Raw genomic sequence first — 13,328 nt, 5'->3', positions numbered from 1 at the left:
GATGAGGACAGTTGTTCAGTTTGGCCCGCAGCACCCCGTCTGGATAGAGCCTCTCCGCTTGAAGCTGACATTGGACGGCGAGGTGGTGAAGGACGCGGAGCTGGAGGCGGGCTACGTCCATAGAGGATTGGAGAAGAAGTTCGAGTGGGACTACAATAAGGCCGCCTACCTTTCGGAGAGGGTGTGTGCTATTTGTACTCAGCACCACTCGACGTGCTATTGCCTGGCGGTCGAGGGCACGATGGGCCTGGAGGTTCCCAGGCGTGCCGCGATTATACGGACCATCATGCTTGAGCTTGAGAGGCTTCACAGCCACCTGCTCGCCATCGGGCTGACACTGGAGGCCATTGGGTTCGAGAACCTGTTCATGCAAAGCTTCAAGGACAGGGAGCTGGTGCTCGACGTGTTCGAGCGCACCACGGGGAACCGGGTGCTCCACGGGATTAACATCGTTGGCGGGGTGACCAGGAACATCGGCCCGGAGATGGCAAAGGAGATATCGAGCTTCTGCGACGTGATGGAGAAGAGGTGCCATGACCTGGAGAAGATGGTCGTTAACAGCTATACGATAAGGCAGAGGATGCAGGGCGTTGGAGTGATGAGCCAGAAGATGGCCGAGGACCTGTGCGTGGTCGGCCCTGTGGCCAGGGGAAGCAACGTCCCATACGACGTCCGTGCGGTAGCCCCTTACCTGCTCTACAAGGAGATCAAGGTTACCCCGGTCGTGGAGAAGGGAGGCGACTGCTGGGCACGAACCATGGTAAGGGTCAGGGAGCTCTTCCAGTCAATAGACATCATCCGGCAATGCCTGCCATTGCTGGACGGCGCGCCTGACGAGCTCTTTGCCAAGTCCAGGTCCATGCCCGATGGCGAGAACTTCGCCAGGGTGGAGGCGCCGAGGGGCGAATTGTTCTACTTCGTGAGGGGCAAGAAATCCAAGGAGCTCGACCGGGTGAAGATAAGGACCTCCACGTATGCCAACGGCATAGGCATCGTCCCGCTAATCAAGGGGGCGCAGCTGGCCGACGTGGGGTTCATCACGATAACGTTCGACCCGTGCATAGAATGCTTTGACAGGTGATGGACATGCTGAAGATACTCGAAAACATAGTGAAAAACGTCGCGAGCAAGCCGTACACGTCTAAATACCCGTTCACCCCGTACCAGCACTTCCCTGGCACGAGGGCCGACGTGACCTTCGACGGCACCAAGTGTATCCTTTGCGGGCTGTGCGAGCGGTCGTGCCCCGCCGATTGCATCGCTGTACACAAGGAGGAGACTACCATCGAATACCTCAACACCCAGTGCATCCGGTGCGGCTATTGCGTGCGGGTCTGCCCGACTAACGCCATCTCCCAGAACGAGGTGTATACCAAGCCCTCCAGGGAGAAGCTAACGGTCTACACCCTCGTGACGAACGAGAACGCCCCGATAATTAAGAAGCGGAAGGCTGAGGCTGCCAAAAAAGCCGGTGAAGCGAAGAAAGATTAATGCTTATTTTTCCGTGAGTGGCACTGATAAGAGGGCGCGTAATAAAAAAGCCGTCAAAAATGTGATTTTTTTAAAATAGTCATAATAAATTCCAGCTTATCCCATAAGATTTATTATGTATGGTTTTGAATATTTATAGAAGTATTAAGAATGCTAAAAATGCGTGGATAATGATAAGATGCCAAAAACCTCAAGCAAGCTTATACTGGTGACGGATGACGAGCCAGACGTGGTCGACGTTATAGCGGAAAAGCTGGAGAGCATGGGATACAGGACAATGAAAGCCTATAGTGGCGCAGAGTGCATCGAGATGGCCCGTAATAGCAGGCCCGACCTGGTCTTTTTAGACATAAGGATGTCTCCTATGGACGGCTGGGAGGTCGCCAGCGTGATGAAAAACGACGGCAGCCTTAAGGAGGTCCCGATAATAATGCTCACGGGCATGGAGCTCACCCTCGAGGACATCATGGACCGCGCCCACCTCATAGAGAACTACATCATGAAGTCGGACGCCACGATGGAGAAGCTCAAAGAGGCGATCGAGGACGTGCTGTCCGCCAGGACCGACGCTGAGCGCATCCTCCGCATGGCGGGGAAATCCGGCGTCCAGAAGGAGATGCTGCTCGAGCTAAAGGCCCGCTACATGCGCAAGTTCACTCAGTACAGGAATATAAAAAAATTGTACAACCTGTACGCCTTATATGAAAAGAATAATATTGAGCAAAATGACGTGCTTCTGTCCTGCCTCAAAAAGGGGCTCGAGCAGCAGGCCGAAGACCTGGCCCGCCTCGAAAAGATGCTCACCGCGCCGAAGCAGGCTAAAAAAGGCGGCAGAAAAAAGAACGCCGCCTGACACCGCTCACAAGATCTTTTTGCCTGCATCCGGGCCGGGCTTGACCATGTAGACGTCAGTTATCTTCATGACGATGGCCGTCTTGGGGTTCAGCGTAGGCTTTATGCCCTTGACCCATGCCACGTCTTCCTTGAATATCTGGTCGTCAGTATGCAGCGTCACCGTGCCCTTTATCTGGAAGCCGCCCTTCTCGCCCCAGTATGCGATGGCAACCCTCGGATTCTCCTTCATGTTGGACAGGCTCTTCTGCATGTACTGGTCCGAGAGCAGCATGGTCTCGTCGTCGAGGAGCTTGAAAGCGCCCATCGGGACTACGTTTGGCACGCCAGCCCTGGAGCACGTTGCCAGGAAGATGTTCTTTACGCCTTTCAGTGATTCCTTTACTTCTTCGGTCAGCTTTACCATGTCATCACCTTCTATAATAATCAGCAATATGATAGTCGTCCGCTCATAGCATTAAGCTTTTCTAGCGGCTACCGGTAAAAGGCCTGAGCAAAAAGAAAAAAAAGGGGAAGGCCTAGGCGTCTATCTTTTTCAAAGGCACCGCGGGCGCGTTCGCCGGGAACGTGCCCCCACCTTTTAACGCTTCCTTAAGGCCTTCAGTGAAAGCGGGGTTCCCGGATATAGTCGCAGTCATGTTCGCCTTCGTGTGAGCCAACTTCACCGGCGGAGTGAACGTGTAGGATTTTACCTTGCCATCGGGCAGATATGCCGATAGCCCTGAGAACTGGACGTCCGTCTCATTCCTGTCGTGCCTGAGCACGGCGAGGCTCTTGATCGCAAGCACCGCCGATGCTCCCGCCACATTAACGGTGGCATTCTCATAGTTCACGATCACCGGCTTCGGATACGCACCAGGAGCTTTTTCCTTCATTGATAAGGCGACCTTGCCCGTCGAGAAGAAGTACTCCGCGGAAATCGGCTTCGAAAAGCTCATGATCGCCACCTTTCCATCCTTGCCCTTGACGGCGACGCTCATGATGTCAAAGGTGCAGGACTCGTTCCTTATGCCCGTTACCTTGACCACGTGATACGCTTCATCGATGTTCTTGATGCCCTTGTCTCCAGTGGCAAGCGTGCCTGTACCCGGTGAGGCCGCTCCCGTCACCGCCAAAATTAGCGTCAAGCCCAGGGCCAGTATAACTAATACTTTCATGCCATGCACAATATATCCCCTCTTGCAACTAGCATTGTGCATTTAAAAACATATTCGAGCATAGCAACGCTTTTATCAAGCGCGAATTACGGGTTAGTATACTCATGTTTATATCGTCAGGCCGCCTAAATTATCGTCAATGTCGGAGATAATTTTCCTGGGGACGGCGGGCGGGCGCATGGTAGTGGCCAGCCAGATAAGGAAGAGCGGCGGCATGTGGCTGGAGCTTAACGGCAAAAACATATTGCTGGACCCGGGGCCGGGCTGCCTCTTGAGGTGCGCGGAACTGGGCCTGAGGCCGTCCAGGCTGGACTGCATCGTGCTATCCCACCGCCACATCGACCACTCTAACGACGTAAACATCATGGCGGAAGCCATGTCAGGCGGAGGCTTCAAGCCAAAGGGAATCCTCATAGCCCCCATGGATTGCCTCGAGGGCGACGACCCGGTTGTGCTTAAATACGTCCGCACGTATATCAAGAATAACGTTTTCGTGCTCAAGGATGGGTTCAAGCATGGCCTGGATGGGGTTACGATAGAGTGCGCCCTGCGGCTCATGCACTCTAACGTGGAGTGCTACGGCATAAAGTTCCATTTCGAAGGGAGGACCCTCGGGTATGTGGCCGACACGAAGTATTTCGAGGGCATTGGCGAGGCCATGAAGGGCTGTGAAGGGCTCATACTAAACATGGTCAGGGTCACACATGACGAGCGGTTCCAGCACCTCATCCCCCAGGATGTGGAGAGCATCCTCAAAGTAGCGAGGCCTCGTCTTGCGATACTGAGCCATTTCGGCATGCAGGTAGTCAAGGCCGGCCCAAAGGACATGGCCAGCCGGGTCGAGAAGCTGACGGGCGTGCGCACCATCGCCGCCGAGGATGGCATGCGCCTGAAGCTCGATAGGCGTGAGGAGAAGGCTACCACGCTCGGCGAGTTCATAGGTAAATAATGGTCACGCCCTGTAGGCGAGCAGCCTTTTCGAAGCGAGGTAGAAGGCTAAGACGAGCACCACCAGGGGCAACAGGTATAAGGATACGTCAAGGATGCCCGCGTGTGGGTCCCCCATGGCCAGACGGGTTAGCAGGTTTATCGGGGAAGGGTTGACGGCTAAACCCCCACCCGCCGCGGTCATAAGCAATATCGAGTAGGTAAACTGAGACCTCTCCCTGTCCTTAAAATACATGGATATTAACGCGGAGCCAAAGGTGACAAAAGCCGAGATGATGAAGGCCAAAAACAGGACCAGGACGGCATTCTTGACGTAGAGGCGGTTCATGGAGAGCAGGAGCAGCCACATGATGCACTGTATCACGGCCAGGAGCACAGCGGCCGCTGCCTTGCCAAAGAGCACCTCGTTTAACGATACCGGCGTAGACAAGAGCGTGTCCAGCGTCTTATTCTCGATCTCCTCCGAGATGGAGTCTATTATCATGCTCCCCGCTATGAAGGCGGGGAAGAACATGAGCAGGGGGATGATGAAGGAGTACAGGAACTCGTAGGTGGTGCTATCCTTGCCGCCCATATGCGTATACCTTACGTGTACGCCGTTCTTCTCCCTCAGGTAATTCTCGTACTTTTTCAGGGGCCCTTGCATGGCCATCGTGATGACCGTGGACTTAGAGTCCGAAGGGGGAAGGTAGAGCCGCACGTCCACGACGGTGCTCTCACCTTCGGGAATCGCCATCACGGCGTCGAGCGACCCTGACCTCATGCTTTCCAGCGCATCATCTACAGAAGTGAACGGCGTGACGGTAAAGCCGGCCCCCCTAAGGCAGGATGCTAAAGCCCCATCATGGTCGCCGGCCACCCCAACGTAAAAGTGCATGTTAGTGTTCTGGCCGATGGACGCCGGGTCGTAGAATGACACCAGGCCAACCAGGATGACCGAGGAGAACGCCGCTATCAAAAGCTGGATGAGGATGGCCAGCGCCATCGTCTTCTCCTTCATGACCGAGGCGATCTCCTTTCTTATGATGGCGTAGATTCCGCCCATCATATCGCCCCCATTTCATGCGAAAGTATGGCGAAATTGTAGAGGAAGTGCACGATAGACCCCGCGGCTATTGCGAGCGCATAGTACTTAGCGCCCAGCTTTTGCGTCAGCAGGCACACGATGGATGTGAAGATAAAATGTGCGGCAAGGGGTATTATCAAAAGGTTGGCGCTCCCCAGCGCCTCGAGGAGCATGACGTTTGAGACCACGCTCAGGGATAGGTAGAGCAGTAGCTTCTCGCCCAGGAAGAAGCCGAGCGCAGAGGCCGCTGCCAGCGCCAGCACAGCCCTCACGGATGCGACCTTTTTATTTTCCAGGAGCGCCGCAATGCCCGCCGACTTGGCCACCTCCTCCATGATGACGCATAAAGCCAGCAACATGGCTAAAAACACGATGGGAGGCAGGCTAATGGGCACCATAAGCGAGAGGATGGCGACGATCATCTGAGCCATGAAGACTACTGGTATCAGGAAGGCGCTCAACAGGGCAATGGAGATGAACATATGGCTCTTGTCTATGGCGAGGTAGATGGCATCCGCCGCCCTCCTGTACAGCGGCCCGAAGCTCATCAAGTATTCCTCGTTGAATATCCGGACGCCAAGGAAGACCGAGAGCACGAACACGAGGTACATTGGCCCGGTAGAGAGGACGTACTCCACAGGCCCGAAGCCCTCGCCCCGGTACATCTGCACGGCAAGGGTGAGCGGCGAGACGTAGCACACGTTGTTTATGCCCGTAAACAGGGCTGGCAGCACGAGGTACCCAGTGACGAACGCGATGGCGGCCATGGAAAAGAACGTCTGGTCCTTGAACGTACGGTATGCCATGGCGACCAGCAGGTAAACTGCGAAAATGAAGAGTATGATGGGGAGGAATACGGCTAATGCAACGGCCACGTCGCCGCCGAGGGCGAGCGTGATCACGGCGACCATGCCCAGCGAGAACGCTATGTAGGGGAGCATCTTGCCCGCTATGATGTCGAAGGGGGTCACCGGCGTAGACATTAATACGTTAAGCTTACGGTTGGTCTTCTCCTCCATGAAGCTGCTGTTGAAGAAGATGCCAAGGAATAGGATGGGCACCACGTAGATGAAGGCGAGGATGACCTGGGAGAGTGGAACCGGGGGCTTCATCAATGAGGGGATTATGACCTCGTTTTCGGATACGAATTCGGCCTTGAACTTGCTGCTTCCACTCTGCACCTCCTTTATCTGTTCCTGTACAGCAGCCCCCGTGTCAGTGGATGCGGAGGGAGGGGGCGCGGTAGTGGTAGTGGCGGTGGCCGTGGATGCGGGCACGGATGGCGTGGGCTGTGCCGATATAAAGCTGGCCTGGATGCGCAGGGGGAAGGATTGGTTGATGTCGTATTGCTCTATGAGGCGCGTGGTCTCGGCCTTCTCCAGGTACTTCTTCAGGGCGCCCTCCGCGTACTGCGACCGCTCATCATTCCTGGCATGGGCGGCCTCGCCATCCACGTAGAGGTCGATGGAGCCGTTGCCGAGCATTTTTAGTCCCGCATCTTTATCCATGGTGACGACGTGGAACCTGGAATCTTCTATGAGAGGGCCATCTGGCGACACTCCAACCGTGTAGATGCCCTTTCCCATCATCGGCCCTTGCTGAGCCACAAAATATGATGCGAGCAAAGAGACTGCTATCAGCCCCAGTATGACCGCCCTGGAGCCTCCGCTGAACCTCGCCCTAAATCTTTTTAGTTCCCTCTTCGCCACAGTTAAGACTTTTCTCATGGCCGCCACGAAAAGCTATTTTACCCAGCCAGCCTATGGAGGGCTGATGATTAAACTGAGAGGCGTGACCAAGTTATATAAAGATTTTGCGGCCGTCAAGGATCTGGACCTGGATGTAGATAAGGGGGAAATCCTCGGGATTATCGGCCATAATGGGGCGGGCAAGAGCACCACCCTGAAGATGATGGTCGGCCTCGTCAGCCCGACCTCTGGCAGCGTTGAGGTCATGGGAAGAGACATGGCAAAGGATGCCTTACATGTTAAGCGGTTTTTAGGATACCTCCCCGAGGATAGCCCGCTCTACGAGAACATGACGGTGAGCGAGTACCTGCGGTTTTTCTCGGAGCTTTATGGCATGCCCTCGAAGAAGGCTGATGAGAGGATTGGCCTGTTGCTTGGGTCGCTGAAGCTCCCGGAGAGGAATAAGCTTACGGGCGAGCTATCCAAGGGCATGAAACGGAAAGTGTCGATTGCCAGGGCGCTTCTGCATGATCCTGATATATTGGTTTTGGACGAGCCAAGCTCGGGGCTGGACCCGCTGACGTCGTTTTTCATCGTAGATTACCTGAGAAGGCTCAGGGCGGAGGGAAAGACCATAGTGTTGAGCGCCCATAACCTTTTCCACGTCGAGTACGTCTGTGACCGTGTGGCCATCCTTAAGAATGGCAAGCTTCTCGTGTGCGATAGCATGGCGAATATACGTAAGAGCCTCGGGAAGAGGGAGTACGAGGTGAAGTTCATGAGTGGCCAGAGGCTCGACTACGAGAAGGAGGATGGGCATTACATCTTAAGGACTGCCGATCTGGGCGAGGTTGCCGCCATTTTGAGGGATATCTCTGAGAATGATTGGGCATTGGTGGACCTTTCCATGAGGGAGTCCGCCCTTGAGGATATATACGTCAGGCTTATGGCTGAGTAGGCGTCACCCCCTATTTTTCCGGCAGCCCTGCGTCTATCATCCTTTCCATGTATTCGCTGAACTGCGAGCTATTACCAGGTATATTGTGCCTTATCTTGAGCGCCAGTGACCTGTAGTCGAAATCCGGGTCGAGCTTATCCACTCCTCTAAAAAGGGGAGGCTTCCGTAAATTTTCCCCCTCCCAGCCGTAGCGAGGGATGAGGTGCATGTGGAAATGGTCGTGCATGTTCATGAAGACCGCGTAGTTGACCTTCACGGGCTTGCATGCCTTATATATGGCTTCGGCCACCGCGGACACGTCCTCCATGAAGGCGATGAACAATAAAAGCTTGTGCTCTAGTAGATAGCTCATGCTGGTCTCGTGGTCTCTTAATATGATCGCCGTCCTCCCTGGATAGTCCTGCTCGTAGCTTAGCGCCGCCACGCTGACCGGCAGCCTCTTTATGAAGGTAGGCTCAGGGTGCTCATACTCATCTTCAGCGAGGTATACCTGCCTGTTTTTCCGACAAAAGCTGCACTCCGGGTCCACTTTTGCTTTATAGGGTAGCGTGAGGCCTGCGCTGCGCTCTAGCACCGACTTCGAAAACAGGGGCAGTAAATCCTCGATTTCGGGCATGATATTAGGTGGCATCTACATTGTTGAATACCTTTTTCTGAGACTGGGGCCTAGGGAGGTGCGCTACGCGCGTAGCGCCCTAGTAAACCGCGCGTAGCGCTCGAACTAAAAGTGAAGCCCCTCTCTAGCCTCAAATAAAAGAGCCATCTACCCGACCATCGTTTTTATGAACGAATGCTGCCCGGCAACAAGAAAGCCATAAGGGTGGCGACGACAGGCAATATAGCAAGAGAGTACAGAGCAACCGTAATGCCAAAAGAGTCGGCAAAGGCGCCGGTAAGAGACACGCCCAGGCCACCGATGCCAATGGCCAGGCCAAGGATGATGCCAGACGCCATGCCCTGGTTCCTGGGAATAAGGCCCTGAGCGATGAGAACTGCAGGGGAAAAAGAGGCGAGAAGAGCCATGCCAGCAACCGCCGTAAGCGCCCACTCTATAATGCCACTCGTGGAGAAGGCCAGGTAAAGCAGGGGGGCCGTGATGGCAAGCGAGGACACTATGACGAGCTTGCGGCCGTACATGTCTGAGGCGTGGCCCCCGATGAGGCCGCCTATGGCGCCGAAAAACAAGAGGATGAACAGGTGGACGCTGGCAACGGCTGGAGACTCGCCCCTTGAGGCGAGGTAAAGCGGCAGGAAGGTGATGAGGCCGAAGAAGAGCCACGCGCGCATGCACACGACGCCGGTGACCGCCATGAGAGGCTTGATGACAGACGTTATATCCCTGGCCAGGTCCTCCAGCCTCAAGTGCGCGCCGACCGAAGGCGCCTCAGGCGCATACCTGTATAGCAGAAGGGTCATGACGAGGCCGGGCAGGAGGAAGGCCAGCGTGCCGGGAAGCCCCCATATGGCGGTCACAGGCACGACCAGCAGCGGCATGATGGCGTATCCAAGGTTGCCGCCGGCCGAGAAGAGAGACACCCCGAAGCCCTTGTGCTCGCCGCTTATCCGGGGCACCATCATGGAAGCCTGGGGATGATACGAGGCGGAGCCGAAGCCGGCGAGGGCGATGAGGGCCAGGAGGGCGGCGTACGAGCCGGAGCGGTCGAGGCCCAGCCACGAGATTGCGCCTATGAGCGACATGAAGAAGGCTATCCAGGCGGTGCTCAGCGCCACCAGCCACCTGCGGCCATGCTTATCCGCATAGTAGCCGAATATGGGCTGCACGATGCTCGAGGTGATAGTATAGGCGGTGGTCAGCATGCCGGAAGCGGCATACGACAGGCCATAGGCCTCCTTTAGCAGCGGCAGCAGCGGGGGGATCAGGTTAGAATAGCTATCGTTGACCAGGTGGCCAAGCGCGAGTATTGAGACCCGGAAGCCGTCAAAAGAGCGCTCCGCCTTAAATGTTTTCACGTTTTCTTGCGTACTCAAGGCTTCTCATCCCTTCTTCCAGGCTGCGGGCCTCGATGACCATCATGCCCTTAAAATCCCTCAAATCAGAGAGCACGCGGTCCCAGTTGATGCTGCCCTTGCCCAGCTCCAGGTGCTCATCACTTTTGCCATTGTTGTCATGTATGTGGACGTGCGTGAACCTCTCCTTCTCCTTCAGGAAGGCGTCTATATTTCTCATCGTGTTGGCATGGCCCACGTCGAAGGCCATGCCAAGGCCCTCTATAGACTCGACCATGCCGAAGACCTCGTGAGGCGTCCGGCCCAGCAGCCTCTCAGTGTTCGGCATGTTCTCCAGGCACAGGGTCACGCCGTATTCCCTGGCATGCCCGCACAGCTCTTTGAGCGCCTCGACGTTCCTCCCCCACGCCATGTCCGGCATCTGGCTGCCGAGGGGCGATAGTATGCCGGGGTGCACCACGACCACCCTCGAGAAGTCCGCCGATAGCTCCACGCACTGCTTTATCTGCCTGACAGTCTCCTCCCATATCGCATCGATGACCGAGGCGGGGTTCAGGTCCGAGAACGGCCCGTGCACGGTAATCTCGATGTCCATGCTATTGATGATATCCATGAGGGCGGGCAGCGACTCCCTGGTTAGCCTCTGCCGGCCCTCGCTCACTATCTCCCACCCGTCGAAGCCCATGTCTTCGAGGCCGTAGGCCCAATCTATGGGATGGGTGACGAGCTTATAGGCGGAGAAGCCCAGCTTCAAAGCTCGATCTCCTCCACGGGCCTGCCCTCCCTGGTCTCGGGGGCTAACCAATCTATTATGAGCCGTGGCTCCTCGTACTCTATGGTGACGTAGATGCCTCCCAGCGCCACCTCGTGGTCCAAAAAGTTCAGGCAGCCCATGTACGCCGCCTGCTTGTTTAGCTCGAAGGATATCTCCCGGCCCTTCAGGCCGCTGAGCATAGCGCTCCTGGCCGTGTCCAGTATCTTTTGCTTTCTGAGGAGGCCGTGCATGTGGTCAAGCCCCGCCGTTCCCTCGAGCCGGTCCACGTAGCCCTTCTGCCTGACCATGCGAAGCCTGGCATCGGGGAAGACGTTCCTTATGGCGCGCACGACCTTTTCCTCGGGCTCGGTGGGAAAGACGAGGGCGGAGACCGTGGTCGTGATGCTCTCCCTTATAAGTATAGACCTGACCTCCTTCTTGAACCGCTCTATCGGCTCCAGGTTGGTGACGGACTTGTCTGCGGCCTCCATCGCCTTGCCCATGCCCCAGGAAAGCTCCCTCTCGTCCCTCTGCCTCAGCCAGTCCGCGCCTCCGGCGTCGTCTGAGCGCCCCCGCCTGGAGAGCCTCTCCAGCCTCACCTCGAACGGGGCGTCTATCTTAACCAGGACGAAGTCATCGCCAAATACGCCCTTGAAGGCCTCCACCTCTGCTATGCCCCTTATGCCGTCCACCACCACGACGTTAGACCTGCCCTCGTAAGCCTTGATCCTGGGGATGCACCGCTTTGCGATGGCATCCATCCCCTCCTCCTTCCTGAGCTGGCCTGCAACGCCGCCAATGTTCTCATCCGTAGGGGCGAGGCCGCGCTTGCTGACCTCCTCCCTCAGGACGTCTCCCATGACCACCACTGGCATGCCCAGTTCCCTTGCCACGTTAGAGGCCTCGGTCTTGCCGGCCCCGGGCATGCCCACGAATGCGATGACCTTCACGATTTTGACCTCACATCAACGAGTCCTTAACACGCCAGTTCATATTAATACTTATTCATGGCAAAATTTTTGCCATATGAGAAGTTAGATAGATGTAAGCGGAGTCAAACATGATAAAAAAGGAGTCAATAGTACCGGCAGGACAGGTAAACAGGAAGGAGCTCATCCTCTCGACCATCCTGAAGGTGTACGCTATCCGGAAGGAGGTCGAGGAGAGGGCGGAGGAGGGCAGGCTGAGGAACGTGCCATTGCTAGGAGGCCTGGCCATGAAGCTGTCCAGCACCGCCCTCACGAAGAGCCAGTACAATGACGCCGCGGCCTTCGTCACCGCAACCTGCACCACCAAAGAGTCGCTCGTGCTCATGGAGCAGATAACGGGCTTCAAGTCGAGGATGGCCGTGAAGAGGCCTTTAAGGGTCTGGCTCTCGTACGCAGGGCTTGTGGCGCCGATGCTGCTCATCATCGTAGCAGAGGCGTACATGTTTCACCTCGGCGTGCTGGCCCGGATGCCTTACCTGGCCATAGCAATCGCGCTCGTCTTCCTGGCGGCCATCGCCTCGGTCGTGCTTTTCGCCTGCCTGGGCTACGACGCGGTATACAGGCGCGACACCATCGAGAAGGCGGTATGGAAGGCCATGCACGACGAGGCGGTGAGAAGGCTAAAGAAGAGCGGCGCAATGAAGACACACGTACAGCTCACTCCCACGGCTAAGGCAAACCCGAGGGAGTGATCATTCCACTACCTCGTCGCCGAAGATGTGCGTCCTCACCTTTATTGACCCTATGCCTTTTGAGGCCTTCCGCGCGGCCGCTGCAAGGCTTAAAAGCTCATTCCTGGGCACAGCGTCAAGGGCCTTTATTTTCTCGTCCATCGCCACCTCCGGCCTTCCCTGCTGGACGACGTAGGCGTCCGCAAACTCTATAGCCCTGGCGATTTTCTCGATGTCCGACGGCTTATCGCCGATGCCCCTGAACACGGTGGTGCGGGCCTCCAGGTACCGTATTTTCTGGCCCTTGCGGAGGCCGCAGCACAGCGCCACCGAGCGCTTGATGGCCTCGAACGTGGTCAGATCGGCACCGCACGCCGCCCTGTACAGCTCGTACTCGAGCGGCGCCTTGACGTCCAGGAATACCGAGTCCAGGAGGCCATCGTCGGCCATGCTGCCAATGCGGTCGGGATACGCCCCGTTAGTGTGGACGCCGACGAGGAGGCCGATGCCTTTTGCGTAAGACGCAAGCTCCTTAAGCGCCATGGGCTGCATGAAGGGCTCGCCGCCGGAGAACACTACCCCGTCGATGAAGTCCGCCGCATCGAGTATCCTCGCCCGGACCTGCTCGACATCCGTGCCCTCGCCATCCTCCGGAGCCTCTATGAACCGCCCATTAGAGCAGTAAGGGCACCTGAGCGGGCACCCGCGCGTGAACACTACCAGGACGACCTTTCCCGGCCAGTCGAGCGTCGAGATGGGGACGATGTCCCCAAGGTTGAGCCTCAT

Annotated in this window: 15 protein-coding genes; 6 read left to right on the top strand and 9 right to left on the bottom strand. The window is 56.5% G+C overall.

The genetic code is table 11. The features are described from left to right. The first annotated feature begins 1 nt into the window (after position 1). The 3 genes from MTC_RS04020 to MTC_RS04010 all read left to right on the top strand — a co-directional run bounded on the left by MTC_RS04020 (position 2) and on the right by MTC_RS04010 (position 2,344). Positions 2-1,081 carry a hydrogenase large subunit gene (locus MTC_RS04020; protein WP_014405402.1) on the top strand — a complete coding sequence of 360 codons (1,080 nt, stop codon included), beginning with the start codon at positions 2-4 and terminating at the stop codon, positions 1,079-1,081. After that, positions 1,081-1,491 carry a 4Fe-4S dicluster domain-containing protein gene (locus MTC_RS04015; RefSeq protein ID WP_237705965.1) on the top strand — a complete coding sequence of 137 codons (411 nt, stop codon included), beginning with the start codon at positions 1,081-1,083 and terminating at the stop codon, positions 1,489-1,491. The genes MTC_RS04020 and MTC_RS04015 overlap by 1 nt, the downstream gene beginning before the upstream one ends. A gap of 163 nt (positions 1,492-1,654) precedes the next feature. Then, positions 1,655-2,344, top strand: a complete 690-nt coding sequence (locus tag MTC_RS04010; RefSeq protein ID WP_237705964.1) for a response regulator — start codon at positions 1,655-1,657, stop codon at positions 2,342-2,344. A 6-nt stretch (positions 2,345-2,350) separates the two neighbouring features. Here the strand turns inward: MTC_RS04010 and MTC_RS04005 are convergent, their stop codons facing one another. Together MTC_RS04005 and MTC_RS04000 are read right to left on the bottom strand one after the other, a co-directional pair. Beyond that, a complete protein-coding gene (locus tag MTC_RS04005) occupies positions 2,351-2,749 on the bottom strand; it encodes a pyridoxamine 5'-phosphate oxidase family protein (RefSeq protein ID WP_014405399.1) in 399 nt (132 codons plus the stop codon). A 112-nt stretch (positions 2,750-2,861) separates the two neighbouring features. Next, positions 2,862-3,500, bottom strand: coding sequence for a hypothetical protein (locus MTC_RS04000; protein WP_014405398.1), 639 nt, complete (start codon positions 3,498-3,500; stop codon positions 2,862-2,864). Positions 3,501-3,639: 139 nt separating this feature from the next. Here MTC_RS04000 and MTC_RS03995 point away from each other — a divergent pair, with 139 nt between their 5' ends. After that, the gene (locus MTC_RS03995) at positions 3,640-4,449 is read left to right on the top strand and encodes an MBL fold metallo-hydrolase (RefSeq protein WP_014405397.1); all 810 of its coding nucleotides are present in this window, start codon (positions 3,640-3,642) and stop codon (positions 4,447-4,449) included. 3 nt (positions 4,450-4,452) lie between these two features. Here MTC_RS03995 and MTC_RS03990 read toward each other — a convergent pair whose 3' ends face one another. Both MTC_RS03990 and MTC_RS03985 read right to left on the bottom strand, forming a co-directional pair. After that, a complete protein-coding gene (locus MTC_RS03990; protein ID WP_014405396.1) occupies positions 4,453-5,496 on the bottom strand; it encodes an ABC transporter permease in 1,044 nt (347 codons plus the stop codon). Further along, entirely contained in the window at positions 5,493-7,241 is a 1,749-nt protein-coding gene (locus MTC_RS03985; RefSeq protein ID WP_014405395.1) for an ABC transporter permease, read from the bottom strand. The genes MTC_RS03990 and MTC_RS03985 overlap by 4 nt, the downstream gene beginning before the upstream one ends. Positions 7,242-7,287: 46 nt before the next feature. Here MTC_RS03985 and MTC_RS03980 point away from each other — a divergent pair, with 46 nt between their 5' ends. Further along, positions 7,288-8,160: an ABC transporter ATP-binding protein gene (locus MTC_RS03980; protein WP_014405394.1), complete on the top strand. Its 873-nt coding sequence runs from the start codon at positions 7,288-7,290 to the stop codon at positions 8,158-8,160. Positions 8,161-8,170: 10 nt separating this feature from the next. Here the strand turns inward: MTC_RS03980 and MTC_RS03975 are convergent, their stop codons facing one another. From MTC_RS03975 to MTC_RS03960, 4 genes are all read right to left on the bottom strand, one after another. Continuing rightward, the gene (locus MTC_RS03975; RefSeq protein ID WP_014405393.1) at positions 8,171-8,776 is read right to left on the bottom strand and encodes an HIT family protein; all 606 of its coding nucleotides are present in this window, start codon (positions 8,774-8,776) and stop codon (positions 8,171-8,173) included. Between the two features lie 164 nt (positions 8,777-8,940). Beyond that, on the bottom strand, positions 8,941-10,149 hold the full coding sequence (locus MTC_RS03970; RefSeq protein ID WP_143767063.1) for an MFS transporter: 1,209 nt from the start codon (positions 10,147-10,149) through the stop codon (positions 8,941-8,943). Beyond that, complete coding sequence (locus MTC_RS03965; protein WP_014405391.1) at positions 10,118-10,882, bottom strand: sugar phosphate isomerase/epimerase family protein; 765 nt, start codon at positions 10,880-10,882, stop codon at positions 10,118-10,120. Before MTC_RS03965 ends, MTC_RS03970 begins: the two co-directional genes overlap by 32 nt. Next, positions 10,879-11,832 (bottom strand): AAA family ATPase, encoded by a 954-nt coding sequence (locus MTC_RS03960; RefSeq protein ID WP_014405390.1) that lies wholly within the window; start codon positions 11,830-11,832, stop codon positions 10,879-10,881. Before MTC_RS03960 ends, MTC_RS03965 begins: the two co-directional genes overlap by 4 nt. A 110-nt stretch (positions 11,833-11,942) precedes the next feature. Here MTC_RS03960 and MTC_RS03955 point away from each other — a divergent pair, with 110 nt between their 5' ends. Beyond that, positions 11,943-12,563: a hypothetical protein gene (locus MTC_RS03955; protein WP_014405389.1), complete on the top strand. Its 621-nt coding sequence runs from the start codon at positions 11,943-11,945 to the stop codon at positions 12,561-12,563. On the opposite strand, the gene MTC_RS03950 is transcribed toward MTC_RS03955, so the two are convergent. After that, positions 12,564-13,328 carry an anaerobic ribonucleoside-triphosphate reductase activating protein gene (locus tag MTC_RS03950; RefSeq protein WP_014405388.1) on the bottom strand — a complete coding sequence of 255 codons (765 nt, stop codon included), beginning with the start codon at positions 13,326-13,328 and terminating at the stop codon, positions 12,564-12,566. It lies immediately after the preceding gene.

The sequence above is a fragment of the Methanocella conradii HZ254 genome, assembly GCF_000251105.1.
Classification (GTDB): Archaea; Halobacteriota; Methanocellia; order Methanocellales; family Methanocellaceae; genus Methanocella; species Methanocella conradii.
The sequence above is the reverse complement of the archived record's forward strand: the minus strand, read 5'-3'. Positions and strand labels throughout refer to the sequence as shown.